The following is a 17,746-nucleotide window of genomic DNA, read 5'->3' as shown; positions in this document are numbered from 1 at the left end:
TAAAAATGGTGACACTATCCGGTGTGGATAGTGTCACCATTTTTATATGCAGAATAAAGATCATTTAAAGTATCCCACGGGATGATTCATCATAGGAATCTGACTGTCTTTCAGTTTCAGGACCTTCTTCAGCTGAGCGGCATCCATCGAAGCACGTGGCACTGTAGCCAGTTTAGCAGCAGAACAGAAGACAGAAATATTCTGTGAAACAATACCGGCATCCATGGCTCCCATTAATTGATTCTGTGTTTTCTGAGCATCACCAAAACGGGAAATATCACTGATTAACACCAAAGATACCGGAGCCGTTTTTACAAAAGCCTGACCGCCTGCTACTGCTCCACGGTAATCTCCCTCAGCAATCAGATTTAACTGATGATTCTTTGCGTCATACAAGTAACTTCCTTCCGGCAATATCACATATACGTCTACATCCTGCTTATTCAAAGCGGAAGGAGCCGTTCGTTTTCCAGCATCCGAACGATTGATTCCGTTGGCCGCCCATAATAAGTCCGACAAATCAGCAAGAGTTAACGCTTTCGAAGCATACTCGCGCGTAGACTGACGTTCAGACAATGCCTTCATCACCGTACCAGTACGATTCAAATTAGGTTTTGGTAACTTAACAACCTTATCAGCAGCAAAAGCAGCCGCTGAAAGCATTAAACAAATGAACAATAGTTGTACCTTTCTCATAATTGTGGTATTTAAAAGTTGATGGGCAAATATAAACAAAAAAGGTCTGCATTCACTATAGAACACAGACCTTTTAAAAGTTATTTATAAGGCTTTATTATTTCTTATCTCCGAAATAACGGTTGTAAAGTCCTTCAAAACCTTTACCATGACGAGCTTCGTCCTTGCACATTTCGTGTACAGTATCGTGAATAGCGTCCAAATTCAAAGCTTTAGCACGGGTAGCGATACGTTTTTTGTCTTCGCATGCACCTTGTTCAGCATCTTTACGCTTTTGCAGGTTAGTTTTTGTATCCCAAACACAGTCACCCAGCAATTCTGCAAATTTAGAAGCATGTTCAGCTTCTTCCCAAGCATAGCGTTTGAAAGCTTCAGCTACTTCAGGATAACCTTCACGGTCAGCCTGACGGCTCATAGCCAAATACATACCTACTTCAGTACATTCACCCATAAAGTGATTATTCAGATCCTTGATCATTTCTTCGTCACAACCTTTTGCAACACCGATAACGTGTTCGTCAGCAAAAGACAATGCACCACCTTCTACTTCAACAACTTCTACGAATTTGCTGGCAGGAGCTTTACACAAAGGACATTTCTCAGGAGCTGCGTCACCTTCATAAACGTAACCGCATACAGTACATCTAAATTTTTTCATTTTCTTCTCAATTTTAAATTAATTAGTCAATACGTGTTTCTTTATCTTTTCTTAAGCAATTCTTGCATATACCTTTATAATAATAATGAACTTCCGTCACTTGATGCCCATCCATTTCCTGATTCTCAACTGTCTTCACAGATTCCGGACATTTCAAGTCATAAATATGACCACAGCGCCTGCAAAGAAAATGTGAGTGTACAGAAGTATCTGCATCAAAATTTGTATTTTTCTCATCAATCGTAAGCATCAACGCAGCTCCTTGTTCCGAAAACAGTTTCAAAGTGTTGTAAACCGTAGTTTTTGAAAGGGTCGGCATTGAAGGAGACAATGCTGTATAAATATCATCAGCCGATGGATGAATAGGATGATTCATCAAATATTCCATGATAGCTATACGCTGCATGGAAGGCTTGATATTATGTTCTAACAATCGTTCATATGGTTTCATAAATTCCCCTTCTTTTCAAAGTTGTATTCATTACAATTATAAATCTGATGCAAATATAGAAAGTCCCGATATCATTTCCAAATAAAATCAATATTTTTTTTTGCAGATATGTATCACTAAATTCTTCTATACAAAAAAGGCCATCTTATGAAAGATGACCTTTAGACATTGATATACCTTTATTTTGCCTTAATTCTTGTTGGTTTTAGCCTCTTCGATTATTGATTCAGGTACTTTTTCGCAACGGACATATTTATTCACGTCACTATCATCATCTTTTGCAGTCCAAATCATAGAGCCGGATTCTAGCAAATCCGTTACGATATAGTCACTGTTCCAGTCACCATTACCAAAATCATATTCACCGCTAATAACATATCCCAGATATGGATCGTTTTCTATACTAAAAGAACCAGTAATATAACGTGCATACATACTGTCAAACTTCTGATACATTTCAAAAGTCAGTTCTCTACGATTAAAAGTTATATAGCAATATGTACCTTCTGCCAGAGCTTGTCCGTTCCATTCAGAAAGTTGCCACGTTCCGTTCAAATTAGCAGCAGTGACCGGCAAGGCAGGAATCTCTACCTTTTCATCGTCGTCACAGGATGCGAAACAAAGCACGAAGGCGAATAAAGCCATTAATTTGAGAATATTCTTCATGTCTTCTTTTTATTTTTATTGTTACTTAATACAGTTTACTTTTATATTCAATGTCCGGTCTGATGGTTGCCCTTCCACTCCTTCTATAATAATAGGAGAAGTAAATGAACGACCTTTTTCCACAGGAATCAGTGAGGCGTCTATTGTGATCACAATGTCGGCTTCACTACCCGGACTGATTACTTCCGGCTCGGTACGAAAAGTTGCAAACTCAGGAATAACAGCAGCCGACAAACGCAATGATTGTTTTCCGCTGTTACCACACAGGATTCGTTCGGAAGGACGCTTTCCCGCATTTACTTCCCGAAATTCTATCCGGTTTTGTTTCAGTCTCAATTTACCCATCTTATATGGATAACGTCCCCATTCATCCGTTCCCGGCAACACATTACCAATTAATGTAAGGCGTGCCACGGGCATTTTGTCCGAAGAAGACAGATAAACAAAAGCATTCGTATCTATTGTTCCAGGATGATTCTTCGGATGATAAGTCAATACTACAACTCTCGTTTCACTGGGAGACATCTCCCCTGTACGTACATCTGCTACCGCACATCCACAAGTAGTTCTTACACGGGTAAGATTTATGGCTTTGCCACTTACATTAGTACACGTGAAACGATACATTTTTGGAGCATCATCTTCGGTCAATGTCCCGATATTCAGCACAGTCTCGTCAAAACGCAGAATATGTTCCGCCCCTTTTATCAACGGCGGATTTATCAGCGTATCTGTTTTTTCCTGTGGAGTGAAATGGACATTCCGGGCTTCAACCGCCCGGAATTGTCCGATGACTACACATAATAAAAAGAATCGTATCCAAGTAACTGGTTTCATTGAATATTAAAATTACATCCAACCATTATCATTAGCCTTCTTGCGAACGGTAACAGTAATGGATTGTTCGCTTCCATTGCTTACTTTCACTGTAATACGGGTTGCACCGGTTTTTACCCCAGATACTGTCATAAACGTACCATTGACAGATACTGAAGCGACAGTTGTATCCCCCGATGTGCAGGTATAAGTTAGATTCTCTCCATTAACAAAATAATAGGCAAGGTTTAAATCCGATGTTGTACCTTCTGCTACATACATATTTGGTACTACCATGTCAGAACCATTACCCTCAATATTGTTAAGCAACATTCCGGCATCTAGCAATCCAGCACCCATCTTACCAATATATTTCGATAACTCTACTCTAGTAGCGGAAGCTCCGGATGAGATGTGGTTACGATAGTAAGCCTTCACTTCTCCTGTATTATACCAGCTATCGAGTGGTTTTGTAGATGACTTCAATAGTTCGACAAACTCACTTGCTTTAAAATGACGACGTTGTTTGACAGCATACGACAAACCCAATGCTACGACTCCTGATACATGCGGACAAGCCATAGACGTACCATCCATAAATCCATAGGTCGCATTACCGTTTTGTATCCAAGTCGAGAGAATAGAACCGGAATGGATTCCTTCTTCCCAACCCTCAGGGTCATCTTGCCCCACCGGATTGTAATATTCCGTATCACCACCCGGAGCAGATATCGTGACTTCCTTTCCATAGTTGCTATATGAGGCCGGAGTAAAATCGGCCGCTACCGCACTGACTGATATACATTTGGAATAAGCAGCAGGGAATGCAGCCATTCCTGCATATTCGTTTCCGGAAGCGAAAATTGCCAGTCCCCCGTCTATCACCCCATTGGGCGAACCGGCATTATTGATAAAGTAGTCCAATGCATCTTTTTCCAACGGATACAATTTTTCCCATTCTTCTTCCGATCCCGGACCGGGAGTATATCCTTCAATCAGATTGGCCAAGGAAGAGTTGTATCCCCAGCTACACTGAAGAATGACTGCGCCATTATCAGCCGCATATTTTATAGCTCTTGCTTCAGCATCCAAAGTAACACCGGCTTCACCCGCAAACACTTGACATGACATAATTTTCACTCCGGAGTTTTTGGAACCATCGCCACCGGCAATACCGCAAACACCTTCGCCATTATTGTTCACAGCAGCAATAGTACCTGCAACGTGTGTTCCGTGTCCCGTGTCAACTGCATCCATCCACGAAATGATTCCTGAATTGCTCACGAAATTGTAACCATATTTATCGTCCTTATATCCGTTACCATCAGCATCCTTATCTGCATAAAATTCTTCCTTTTCATTGATCCACATATTACCTTTCAAATCAGGATGGGTATACATCACACCTTCATCCAGCACAGCAACAATAATAGAAGGATCGCCCGTACACTTCTTCCATGCTTCCATACAACCGACATCACACCCCGGCCTGGAACCATTTTTCAATGCATTCTGATTGTCAAAAGGGTTATTGCCACTGTTATTATAATGCCATTGATATGCCAATCCGGGATCAGAGAAGGTGCTTCCTGTCGTAACAGTACGTGTTGCCGCCTTCTGTCGCAATGCACTCTCACTGACATAACTCCGATAGCCATCAGTTCTGTAAGCACGCTGTATGTGACTATTAGCCTGCACTTTAGCTATTTCGCCTAATTTAGCAAGACGACCGGCGGCTTCCTTCAAGTCCGTATTTTCATCAAACTTTACCCGATACCACAAATGTAATCCTGAAGTACGGGTACGTTCTTCATTTTTAGTGTCTACCGGAAATATACGTTCAAAATGATATGCACCCAGAATATCCAACACTTCGTCAGTAGAAGGAATCCCGGAACGGGTCATAGCCCCCCACTTCTTGTTGCAACTGTGAGAGCCTGATCAAGAATCTCTGTCATTGCAGGATCGAATTTAATCAGCAATTCACCGGAAGTGACATCAGCCGGAAGCTGAACTTCCGTCCCCCCTGTTGGGGTAGAGGGTTGTTCGATCACTTCTTGTTCCGAGCATGAAGCCAGTATCAAGGCAAACAGCGCTGTATATAAGAAATTTTTCTTCATTGTTCTTATTTAAAATTATTCTTGTTAATGATATTTACTCTAAAGTCCTGCTAGTCTGTAGTTCCCGACAATACAAATTTTCTAAAATACAACGGATAAGCGACACCGCTAACAATTTGATTTGTCCCGGGGTCTGTACTTCCGTAATAATAAGAAAAATCGTAGTTTACGATATCCACATTATTGAATCCCACTGTATTTCCTTTTGAGTTTTTGCCGTCTTCTTGCTGATTGAATATCATGCTTTCGGGTCCCCAATATGCAAAGTAAGGATGGAATAGCAACCAATTAGGCAAAGCACCTGTCAGGAAGTTCAGATTAATATGAACTGTACGGGCAAACGGTAACACACGCGGAATATCCTGCCCGCTTACTGGAGTCTGCTTCCGATATCTCACCTGATTGTCGGTCGTCAACAGCCACTGGCAAGTATCTCTAGATATCTTATCCATGAATATGGATGGCTTGGCAGTCAACTCATCTTTACTGAAGAAATCATCCGATTGATAAGTTTCCGGTTTATCTGCAGCTCTCAATGCCGCTCTCACCTCTGCGTCTGTAGGTAATTCTCCCTCCAAGAAGTTGTATGACATTTGCAATGAAATCAGTTTATCCCAAGTCAATAACTTCAAGAAAGCTTCTCTTTCAGGTTGTCCTTGAGAAATATCAACATGCAGACCGACATCCCTACCATTGTATTGGTTGTTCCCATCAATCAAGCTCATATCTTTCAGTGTTTCCGTAGCACGACATCCGGTTAATGTCAAATATCTCAAGTGCGGGAAATTCTTTTCGTTCACCACATCTGTAACTACAGACAACGACTGGAAATTATTACTTGCCAAATCCAAATTCTCCAGTTTCTTACCCAATTTAATAAAATTCTCAGGGAGAGCATTTATACCAAAAGAGAATATTGTCAGATCCTTCAGATACTCCAATTCACAAATTTCTTCTCCTAAAGAAATAGTACGTATTTGTCGGTTGGCATTACTCTGAACTGAAAATGATTCCAGGTATTTCAGATGACGAATTTCTTTGGGGAATGTTTCACCGTCTTGCAAATCAATCATTGCATAACTTACAGACCTCACACGCCCTACAGCTTCAGTAGGAACTATTCCATCTTTTATTTCTTTATCAGTAGCTTCCCAAAGGGTTACAAAACTCCAGTTCATCATACTTTCACTGGTATCAAAACTCATCATGCTCTGAAGTTTGCTATTGATAGTAATAATAGCCAATGAGTCACCGGCACGATTATCCTCAATCTTCATAGCTGCTTTTTGTGTTACAGTCAACACTACAGCATCTATTATATTACCGTTATTGTCCACCAATTGGTCATTCTCATCTACCGGAACCAGATGGATCTTTGCCACACGGGTATAGGGAGCCACGTTCATTCCCCAACGGAAATCCACTCTAAGAGTACGGGGACGTGCTCCTTTGTCTAAATTCACCGCTAGATCTTTATCCTTCGGCAATGTCACCCAACCGCTACGTTCTCCTTCTACCTCTCTTTTCTCCTCTTCAGTCATCGTAGCCTCTTCAGCGAAAGAATAATCCACACTTCCGATTTTGAAATTTACGTTAGTAGAGATAGTTGATTTAAAGTGACGGTTATCGAATGCATCCGAACTAGGGATTTCCACTTCAGGTTCTTTCACCAAGATTTGCTTACCGAAACCAAACTGTGTAACCGTAACCAAGCTAGGCTCCCGACCGTTCATAGTGAAACTTATCTGTGCTGTACGCGCAACATTCGTCAGTGTAGAGTCTATGGTAAGTTCACATACCGCAGAACCAAAACCGTTTGCCGGTGAAACGGCAATCCAAGGTTTAGAAACGCGTACCACCCATTGATCATTAGACGAAACGGCGATCTTCTCTGTTCCTCCTTCGGCACCGATAGCTATTTCTTCTTTATCTAGCGAAATGCCATCGATCCTTGTTTCATCGTCATCCTTGCATGAAGAGATGATCCCCATGCAAAGAATTAGTCCTAATGTTATTTTACTAAAATATTTCATTAATAGATTCTTTTATATTATCGTTCAATACCCAAAGCATCACAACCACGAATATCTTGTGTCTTATCATATAACAGAACATACATACCTGCCTCAATATAAGGACATACGCTAGTCACATCAATCGAGATGTTCGGATTATCTGCAATATCCAATATATAAAGCTGCGGTGTCAGTTTCTCGTCTACTTTACGGATGTCGTTAGAACCAATTTGCAACTGGATCAAACTAGGGCAAGTAGTGATACCGGTCGGCCATTGGCGCAAGATACGATTGCCTTCCGCATCACGTTGATGGCGAATTCCGAAAGCTTTCAACTGGCTACTGTTCAACGGTTGTGTCGGGAACGAAGAGAAACAATTATAGCTAACGTCCATATTGCTCAAATAAGGTAAGGTAGTCGCCCGGAAGTCATCAGACAAGCTGGTCAATTTATTGAAACGCAAATCTATAGTAGTCAGCAAATACGTATTCTTATAGTTTCCGTCTTTTGGTTTCAATGAATTTTCCGGAATCGATGTCATTAAATTGTTACTCAGGATAATTGTCGAAATCGGAGAGCCGGTTGCAAACAGTTCTGTAGGGAACTTCTGGATTTCGTTATATGACAAGGTTACCGTTGAGGCATTAATACCTTTGTAATCATCCATCGAACAACTGATGTTACGTCCCTCCGAACCTATTTTATTATACGAGAAATCTACAGATCCCATCACATATACCGACTTGGCATTGAATATATTCGGAATATATTTCAGCTTATTATGAGAAAATCCTAAGCCTTCCACTTGATCGGTAAATGCACAGAAATCTTCCGGAATCTCTTCAATCTGATTGTAGTCTAACTTAAGGTCAGTCAGTTTAACATTGGTACCGAAAGCTTCCAAATGTCTTACCTTATTATGCACACAATCAAGTAAGCCTAGTTTCACCATCTTCTGTAAAGAAGCAGATGCGGGAAACTCTTCCAAATTATTATAACCCATATAAAAAATCTGAATTTTAGGTCCTGTATCCTCATCGTCAGCGAGTCGTGTCCAATCAGCTTTTAATTGGCCGGCGCTAATGCCTCTGTTACATGCAATGTTCAATGACTGTAATTCAGGAAGATCATACAAGAAGTCCGGAAGCTGCGTCATATTCGGACAGTTATACAACTCTACATCCGTGAGATCTTTCAAATTACTCCAACTCAATTCTTCATTTTCATACTGTTTGGCATAATCCGAGTTGGCATCTTCCCAATCGACAGCAATATTATCATAGGTAAAAGGAGAATTGGCAAAATAGATAATCTGCAACTTGGTCAACCGTTGAATAGCCTTCGAAATAAACGTTATTCGATTGGTAAGATTACCGATTTGTGTATCTTTCAATGAAATACGGCTATCCTTCTTGATCGGTTTCATTTCAGGATTTCTATTGATGGCATCCTGTAGTAGGTCTGACAAATTCAAGCGTTGGTCATAGTCAAGGAACATTTTCTTATAGTGCATACGAATTCTATGCTTTTTTTCCTCGCTCATGTCCGGAGTCAGTTCTTCATCTCCAAATAATCTGCCGCTCACCGTTTCGCTATGTGTACCGAACGAAAGCACTTTTAATTCAGTTAATTGCCCGATAGCATCGGGTACTCTGCCTTTGGCACCGAAACCGGCAAGCGAGAGTCCAGTGACACGCCCATTATTATCCAAATCAACACCGGGTTGGTCACCCCACATATCAAGTTCTTTGTTGAAGTTCCAGTTTAAACTGTGAATAGCATTGTTTATCGTCCCACTATAATATCTCCAATTCTTTCCGTCCAAAGCTTCCCAAATGGCTTTCAGCGCTTTATAATCTTTAATGTACTCCGCCGTTTCCTTCAATTGGATAGGGACGTTGGCATCTTTTGTCAATTTGTTGTCTATCACAGTAAAAGATTCTCCTCTTACAGATTGCGTTTCCAATTCCGATCTTTTGATACCACTTTGTGAGTAGGTGGTATATGCTACTACCTGATAGGTACCGGCAGGAAGCCATACGGCAGAGTCGCATGTTGCTACACCTATATCCATATACTTATCATTGGCATTATCGGGATTTTGGTGTTCTTTAGAATCTTCTTTGTAGGTGACTTTCATCCCCTTCAATTCTGTGGTGACACGATTAAAGGAATTCATCACCGTAACATCGACATAGCGAATATTGCTGAATAAGTATTCGCCGGCTGCACGTGTACTAATTCCTTCTTTTGACAATTTAAAGGTAACGGTTCCATGCGGAACTGCATCTACAGTCAATGCTTTTTCCAGCAATCCTCCACTTACAACTGTCAGTTCATTGTCTTCTCCGGCAGGTCCTGCCAACAGTACCTCATCAAGACCGTCATACAGATAATAGCCGACGATCTTATAAGTACCGGCCAGTAATTGCAATTTGTCACTACGCAGACCATATTCCGCATTGTTCGCATTGTATGCGTTCAGAAGCAGAGTTTGTGAAACGGTGGTACCGTTATGCGTCATCACCACCTTTATCTTCTGTGCACTAGACATTGATTCAAGTTTGTCCGCAGCACGAGTAGTTGTTCCTTTCTCAAAAGAAGTACTCTTATAGAGTTTAAACTGCACGTAACCGTATTGGCTTTGCAGCGCCTCGTCATCATCGGAACATCCTGTCGCTACCAACATTGTCAGCAGGCCGACAATAAAAGGCAGGAAGAATATTGAATATATTTTATGTAGATTCATTTAATCTATTTATTCGTTTAATAATTAATATATACATTATTTATTGATGTGAATAAAGAGTCCATGATTTTTACCATCATCCCCCGCAATTACTAGTAATACACTACTTGTTATCTCAGTACCACTACCAAGCCACACATTAAGAGTATTATCACCCGTGTTTACTATAGACTCTTCGGTGATCTTAATTTCTTCAAATGACTCAGTATCATAGCATGTATATCTGGAAAGATTAGAAGCCATTAAAGTAATATTCATTGATTGCAATGGCTCTGTTATTTCAAAAAGGTCATCGATATCCAGTGTAGTCATAATCCAAGTACCACCCCCAAAAGCACCACTACTATAAGTAGTACAATCAACACTCCCGGGCATTCCAGTACCATCGGCTACAGCAAAAACCGTTTCTCCTCCACCGCCACTTCCGGCATTACTAATTCTGACAATTAACATCAGTTTATTTCCCGATTCATCAGAGACTATTAAAAATACATCTTTACCGTTTGTAACCTCTGTATAGATTGTTATGTCAGTTTCACTTATTGGTTCAATAACACCATTGACCTCTTGTTCACCTTCAAAGTAATAGCATACTGAATTGCTCCAATTAAAAGGCATTTTTGCCACTGTAGCGACCGATGCAGGCTGTTTTATCTCAAAAATTCCTGTCACGCCATACTCTGACTTAAAGTAATCTGCATCGCCACCTGTATAAGACGTACAATCAATAGGATTATATGTTTGACCGTCTACCGCAGTAATAGCTAGATCATCGCCACCGCCTTTCGTTTCTTTCTGAGTAAACTGAAGAACAAGATTAGACTGCTCATATTTATAAACCAGATTTTCACCGTCAATGATAGTCGCTTCCAAGTTATCTTTGATACCTTCATATTGAGCACGTGAGAAGACAAGAACATATCCAACTCTTTCAGCCGGTTCGTACGAAGCAGGAGCATATTCGTCTACAATAAGTGTCACATTACCACCTTCACGTTCGCAACGCATCCATTCATTATAGCTGGCATCCATGATATACAAATCATTATTGTTACTTCCTTTTTCAACAAATACTACCTCATAATCATCGTTCAATGTTTTAACAGTAAATGGAACGCGATTCTTGAGGGTTGTTGTACTGCCTCCCGTACCTGCCACTCCTCCGGCGCTTTGAGTGAAAGTTTTTCCGTCCAAAGATACAGCCCAATCATACTTATTGGATGACGGAAGTGTCATTTCCAGTACACCGGGCGTCATACCATCGTAAGAAACTCTGAAAGAATAGAATGCTTTTCCCTCTTCATCGGAGAAGGTAATCACATTTTTATCAGTAGCTGCAATCGGATATTTTTCGCGGTCATTGTTTTCTATTATTTTCAGACCACCATCTACTTTCTTATCCACCGGACCAACAAGAGAACCACCATCGAGTTCTACCCAACCCGGCAAATTGGTAGCAGCAAAGCGGAAGTTAGCTTGCACACTAAACTTTGAAAAGCTTTGGTATCCTACTTTCAATTCGTTAATCTCTGTTCCTTCTTCATTGAATATTTTCAATTCATATCCTGCAGCCGAACGAGTAACTTCACCAATCACAATTGTCTGACCACCCATTGTCAACTCCAATTTAGCTACGCTAACATTATCATTTTTTTGGTTCTCATCTGTAGCTACAATAGTTACGGTTTGTGTTCCGGCAGTTCCGGATACTACAAACTCTTCTGTATCGTTGTTCTGAAACTTACACCAAATTGCTGATGATGCCAAACTCCAGTTAGTATTAGCCGTGAAAGTGAACTCTTTTTTCTCACCTGCATTACAGACAATATTTTGTTTTTCCGGAAATATCGGAGTCACCGTATCATCATCGTCATCCGAACATGCCGTCAGACAGAAAGTCATAAGTAAGCCAATGAAGAAGCAACTCTTGCATAACATCTTCATGCAGGAATCTCCTAGTGGTTTTAAACTAAACTTTTTCATATCCATTTATATTTCTTATTTTTTTAATATCCTTGTTCTTTTAATTTCTCCGCTTCTGCTTCGCTTATCCATTCGATCACATTGACAAACGTGCCAACCGTACCGTATGATGATCCATCTTTATTGTTCACGCTTAGCGTGACATACTGTAGGACGAAATTTTCGTTAGTACTGAAGTAAGAAGTATAAGCGGCAGGTTGATTCATCAGCAACTTGCCGTCACCGTAAATAGTTCCGAAAGCCGTTCCTGTAGATGCACAAACCTGTTCATCCATTTCAACTAGGGGTTCTTGAACATCCTCACGGTTGAAAGTGATTTCCGTATCGTATCCGTCATAGTAAAGACCATGTATGGCAATGGTATTTTCTTTGCCTTCTACGATATCCGAAGTTACCAGACGCAATTCTAAATTGTTCAAATAACTTGCAAAATAAGTCGAACTGACAACACAATAACCTGTAAAGTTTTTAATGTCAAACGGACGGATTTTCTGCATTACAACTTTTGCTTCAGTTCCATAGAGTCCCCATTGTTCCGTTTCAGGAATTACCAGTCGCAATGCAAAACCCAGCGAATCATTAATTTCCAGATTATCATAAATACCTTGTACCTCTAAATTGGTACTCCTTTCTCCCGCCTTAATGGTAACGGTATTCGACAGAATTTTATAATGCTTACCTTCCACGGCATTACTTTCGCGATCAATTACTTCAACAGCGAAAGTCCGGTCGTGATCGGCAGCCACAGTAGCAGAGATCGGAACATTGAATATCTCATTTGTTTCTTGCACGGCATACGTATAAAGCGTGTCAGAAAACATAAGATAACTGGCTCCGTTGTACACCACCTTGTCCTGATCGCATCCGGAAAGAGCTATCAGAGCAGCACCGACTGCTATACATCCTAATAATAATTTCTTCATTATCATATGCTTTTAATCTTATTTGTTACTTTCATTCGGTTGGACTTGTGAACCGGGAGCGTCCAATTCGTGCTGCGGTATAGGCCACACGAACAAAGGATCGTCAGCTTCTACTTTCAAGCTACTACCATTTGCCAATGACTGGTCTTGTGGCTTGCGCTCGAATCCTTTATGCCAACGTTTCAAATCGTGAAGACGAAAACCCTCCATATAAAGTTCTTTCACACGTTCAGCTTCGATAACATCCATCGCATTAGAAGCAGACAACGCAGTAGAACCACCGTAAGTTGAATAACGTGCCATACGGAGAGTCGTAATATCTTTTCCTGCACGACCATAGTCAGGTTGCGCTTGCTGCACATAAGCTTCAGCACGTATCAGATATTGTTCAGAGAGACGAAGTACTTTAGGCATAGAGACGTGTAGGATCTGGGCACTTGTAAATTCTTCATTGCCCAAATACTTAATCAACAAAGGCCAGGAAAGACCGTGGCTATAGCCGGTAGTGTATGTTTGGAAGAAACTAGACACACGTAAGTCATTACTATCATACGAATTGATAACCCAAGTTGCCGGTACATAATCCGGACGGTAGCTACTGTAGTCATAGTTGAAAAAGATCTGCCCCAAACTACCACCATAAGAATTTATAGTAAAACCAACTTTCCAGATAGCTTCGGTAGAGAGGTCGCTAGTCCACATATATTTATAATAGCTAACGTTTTCGGACACATAATTTGTACAACTGGACAATAGGTAATAATTACTGTCTATTACTTTACTGGAATACTTAATAGCTTCATCCCATTTTCTCATATAAAGAGCTACACGTGCACGCAGTGCGTATACAGTATATTCGTTAAAGAAGGCAGCAGTGTTGTACAAAGCATCTTTGCCGGTAGGCTGGAAGTCTTTATCCAATGCCAGTAACTCAGCGGCAAGATCAAGATCGTCTAAGATAAACTGATAAGAATCTTTCAGCGATGCACGCTTCATTTCTTCGTTCCCTTTATAATGTCTAGTCAAAATAACACCCAATTGATTGGCAGCATCTTCATCGCTTTCATAAGCCTTGCAGAAAAGTTTAACCAATTCCGAATAGGCAATCGCACGAGCAAAATAGGCTTCACCGCAACACTGGTCAATCAGATCCAAATCATCATCATTAGTTGTGTTCTTTCTTACATTATCCACACGGTCGAGTAGAAAGTTACAGCGATTGATCACATTGTACAATGCAGCATAAACACCTTCAATACTGGTATTGGTTGCCAATATGTCTTTCCAACGCCAGATTTCTCCGTAAATATTCGTATTTCCATTTACTCCATATACTAAGTCTGTCTGCAAATCGGGTAGTAATGTAAGACTCCCGGAATAAAGAGAACTACTTTTAAAAGTATCATAGATACCTATAACAGCCAAGTTTATATCATCCACCGTTTGGATAGACTCGTCGAAAGGAATGGAATCCTCAGGCATCTTATCCAAACAAGAAGTAGCGGAAAATGCCACAACAGCCAACAAGATATATAATTTAAATTTCTTAATCATCTTTCTTTTATATACTATTTAGAATGAAACTTCAACACCTAATGTGAATTGACGTGAAGCCGGGTATTGTGCCCTGTAAATATTGCTTGCAACTTCCGGGTCAAGTCCGGTGAAACCAGTCCAAGTCAGTAAGTTCTGTCCTTGTAAATAGACACGTGCAGTTGAGAAGAAATTAGCTTTCCTCAACAACGACTGTGGAAGTGAATAAGCCAATGTAAGATTCTTCAAACGAAGGAATGAAGTATTTTCAAGAAAGCGGTCGTCTAATTTTGCTACTACGTCATAACGGGGAATATCCGTAATATCACCAGGCTTTTTCCAACGGTCATATAATAACCTTTTGGACTGATTATAGGTGCTATAGATTCCATTACTCTCTTCAAAGAAGCGGTCATTATTCATCACATAACGTTTAGCCATCCAACTAAACTGCGCTGATAATGAAAGACCTTTCCACATAAGGGTTGTTCCAAAACCGCCCGCCCAGGGAGATTCATAAGCTTTGCCTGTCATAACTTTATCTTCTTCGCGGAACTCAGTTGTTATTTCTCCGTCAGCAGTGTACCACAATGCATCACCATTAGCTGGATTCACACCAGCATAACGATTGAGGAAAAACTCTGTAACAGGATGTCCAACCATATATTTCAGTCCGGTTGTTGAATTAACATATTCTTCTACACCGTTGTATAGCTCCAACAACTTATTCTTATTATAAGAAAAATTAGCACTCATATTCCAGGTAAAGTCTTTCGTGCGAACAACATCACCATCTACTGCTACTTCAACGCCTCTATTCATCATTGCACCGATATTATCCCAATGCCCAGATTCGCCAGTCATGGCATACGACTGGGGAACAAACATCAATATATTGGTAGTCTTCTTATGATAAAAATCCAAATTTACATTCAGCCGATTGAAAAGTCCGACACTCATACCGATATTATTTGCCCAAGTCTGTTCCCAACCCAGGTCTTCGTTCCCACTCTGCAAAGGATATAGACCGGCTTGATCAAGATAATTGGCATTTCCGGAAACAAGTGCAAGATGATCGTAGTCAGGAATGGTCGAGTTACCTGATGTACCCGTACTCAATTTAATCTGAGCACCAGTCAGCCATTCCACATCTTTCAAAAAAGCCTCGTTCTTTATGTTCCACATAAAACCTAATGACCAAAAAGCTCCCCAACGATGGTCTTTACCAAAACGGGAAGAGGCATCCGTACGTGCGGCAACTTCCGCATAATACAAATCTTTATAGTTGTACTCAGTACGGAAGAAAAGCGATATGAAAGCATGCTCAGTATTGGCATCTTGCCATGAGGAAGCGCGTGTACCAGAAGCAATATTCGTCAAACGATTAATGGTCTGTCCTCTCGTAACTACTTGGAAACCTGTCGAACGATAATCTATACCTTCCTGCCCCAACATAAAATTGAATGAATGATCATCTTTCAATGTCCACCGATAATTTGCAGTAAGAGTTTCAGTCAGGTTTAGAATATCCGACGAACTACGTCCAGCCCTTCCTGAGTTATTATTAATAATGTAGCTCGGATAAGACTTCATAAAAGAGGTAGAATGAGAATAATCAGCACCGAATTGCGCCCGGACGGTCAAGTTTTTAACAGGTGTGATATCTACAAAAACGGTTGACAACAACTTATATTTTTTATGTTCTACAGGGTTATTTGCCATCCACTCAATAGGGTTCTGCCCTGTCCCTTTCCAAGTTCCGTCATTTTCTGAAGCCAAAGAGCCATCAGCATTATAAGGATTCCAGTAAGGCAACATAAAGCGTGAGCCGGAAATAGGAGTATAAAGTGCCATATCCCCTTCTTCAGCCTGCGCTATTTCCTCATAAGCCATCATCGTATTGGTACCTATTTTTAACCAGTTACTGGCTTTAACCTCCGCATTGGCACGCATGTTATAGCGACGGAAAGTTGAACTCTGAGCAATACCGTCCTGATCGTAAAATCCTCCTGAAACATAGTAGTTCAAACGATCGGTAGCACGGTTTACAGACAGTTCATAGCTCTGCAATGGAGCGCGATCATTAAATACTTTATCCAGCCAATTAATATCTGTACGAGAAAGCAAATTATAATCCTTACCTGTGTCCAAACCAATTTCTTTTTCAAATTGGATACGCTCAGGAGTATTCATCATCATCCAGTTATCACCCGATGCCAATTGTGAGAATCCCCACTGTCCACGCAATGTCACTTTTGCTTTATCCATTGCCAAACCACGTTTGGAAGTGATTACAACCACACCATTCGCCGCACGAGCTCCATAAATAGAGGTTGAAGAAGCATCCTTCAACACCGATATAGATTCTATGTCTCCCGGACTGATCGTATTAAAGTCAGCACTGGAAATAGGCACACCATCCAAAATAAACAAGGGGGAAGTTCCCGAATTAATTGAATTGGTGCCTCGAATCTGGAAGACAGCCGCCTTACTAGGTTCTCCCGAGTTAGAAATTACAGATAATCCCGGTGTCTGTCCCTGCAGTGACTGATCAAAACCTGCAGCTGGCACATTTTCTAGTTTCTCCGCTTTCACAGTGGAAACGGCACCAGCAATCGTCCCTTTTTTACGAGTTCCATACGCTACCACCACTACCTCATCTATTAAAGCAGCATCTGAAACCAGACGAACATTCAGTGTGCCGGTTTTGGCACTAACTTCATGTGCCTGTGATTGCATACCGATATAAGAGAACAGCAAAGTAGCACTTGCCGTACCCTTAATCTCAAGAGTGTAATTACCATCAATGTCGGTAATTACACCATTTGTAGTACCCTTCTCTAAAATAGACACACCTACCATCGGCTCATTATCTTCTGCCGAAACAACATGTCCTTTTACCTTATATCCGCTCTGTGCAAAAAGCATAAGAGGAATATTCAGTAGAGCAAAGAGTACAAACAAGAGAATTGATTTTCTCATCTTTGATACTTGAATTTAAATTAATGAATTGATTTATTTTTATTGATTTATCTACAAAACGAAAACTTAGCATATTACGCTTCACGCATGAAACAGCAATATACTTCTTCCCTTGGAGCGACTTTAAAAAGTGTACTTTTATCATCGTTCCAG

General features: G+C 40.6%; 11 protein-coding genes and 1 pseudogene. All 12 read right to left on the bottom strand.

All coding sequences use genetic code 11. The features are described 5' to 3' along the window. Nucleotides 1-60: 60 nt before the first annotated feature. Nucleotides 61-696 carry a SagB/ThcOx family dehydrogenase gene (locus tag NBH01_RS10490; RefSeq protein WP_225693934.1) on the bottom strand — a complete coding sequence of 212 codons (636 nt, stop codon included), beginning with the start codon at nt 694-696 and terminating at the stop codon, nt 61-63. Between the two features lie 97 nt (nt 697-793). Beyond that, on the bottom strand, nt 794-1,354 hold the full coding sequence (locus NBH01_RS10485; protein WP_008760531.1) for an NADH peroxidase: 561 nt from the start codon (nt 1,352-1,354) through the stop codon (nt 794-796). Nucleotides 1,355-1,376: 22 nt separating this feature from the next. Next, the gene (locus tag NBH01_RS10480) at nt 1,377-1,805 is read right to left on the bottom strand and encodes a Fur family transcriptional regulator (RefSeq protein WP_055217339.1); all 429 of its coding nucleotides are present in this window, start codon (nt 1,803-1,805) and stop codon (nt 1,377-1,379) included. A 189-nt stretch (nt 1,806-1,994) separates the two neighbouring features. Beyond that, the gene (locus tag NBH01_RS10475; protein ID WP_234141518.1) at nt 1,995-2,471 is read right to left on the bottom strand and encodes a lipocalin-like domain-containing protein; all 477 of its coding nucleotides are present in this window, start codon (nt 2,469-2,471) and stop codon (nt 1,995-1,997) included. 21 nt (nt 2,472-2,492) lie between these two features. Then, complete coding sequence (locus NBH01_RS10470) at nt 2,493-3,308, bottom strand: DUF1573 domain-containing protein (RefSeq protein ID WP_234141519.1); 816 nt, start codon at nt 3,306-3,308, stop codon at nt 2,493-2,495. Nucleotides 3,309-3,320: 12 nt separating this feature from the next. Further along, a pseudogene (locus NBH01_RS10465) lies at nt 3,321-5,407 on the bottom strand (S8 family serine peptidase). A 50-nt stretch (nt 5,408-5,457) separates the two neighbouring features. Then, nucleotides 5,458-7,440 carry a BACON domain-containing protein gene (locus tag NBH01_RS10460; protein ID WP_195380527.1) on the bottom strand — a complete coding sequence of 661 codons (1,983 nt, stop codon included), beginning with the start codon at nt 7,438-7,440 and terminating at the stop codon, nt 5,458-5,460. A gap of 17 nt (nt 7,441-7,457) precedes the next feature. Further along, nucleotides 7,458-10,172 (bottom strand): DUF4458 domain-containing protein, encoded by a 2,715-nt coding sequence (locus NBH01_RS10455; protein ID WP_055217334.1) that lies wholly within the window; start codon nt 10,170-10,172, stop codon nt 7,458-7,460. A gap of 36 nt (nt 10,173-10,208) precedes the next feature. Continuing rightward, nucleotides 10,209-12,155, bottom strand: a complete 1,947-nt coding sequence (locus NBH01_RS10450) for a DUF8476 domain-containing protein (protein ID WP_225693930.1) — start codon at nt 12,153-12,155, stop codon at nt 10,209-10,211. A 23-nt stretch (nt 12,156-12,178) separates the two neighbouring features. After that, on the bottom strand, nt 12,179-13,078 hold the full coding sequence (locus NBH01_RS10445; RefSeq protein ID WP_055217332.1) for a DUF4984 domain-containing protein: 900 nt from the start codon (nt 13,076-13,078) through the stop codon (nt 12,179-12,181). Nucleotides 13,079-13,096: 18 nt separating this feature from the next. Beyond that, nucleotides 13,097-14,632, bottom strand: coding sequence for a RagB/SusD family nutrient uptake outer membrane protein (locus NBH01_RS10440; RefSeq protein ID WP_195380524.1), 1,536 nt, complete (start codon nt 14,630-14,632; stop codon nt 13,097-13,099). Between the two features lie 18 nt (nt 14,633-14,650). After that, on the bottom strand, nt 14,651-17,593 hold the full coding sequence (locus NBH01_RS10435) for a SusC/RagA family TonB-linked outer membrane protein (RefSeq protein ID WP_225693929.1): 2,943 nt from the start codon (nt 17,591-17,593) through the stop codon (nt 14,651-14,653). Nucleotides 17,594-17,746 lie beyond the last annotated feature (153 nt).

It is taken from the genome of Bacteroides sp. B1-V-101, assembly GCF_023656585.1.
GTDB classification, from domain to species: domain Bacteria; phylum Bacteroidota; class Bacteroidia; order Bacteroidales; family Bacteroidaceae; genus Bacteroides; species Bacteroides thetaiotaomicron.
The sequence above is the reverse complement of the archived record's forward strand: the minus strand, read 5'-3'. Positions and strand labels throughout refer to the sequence as shown.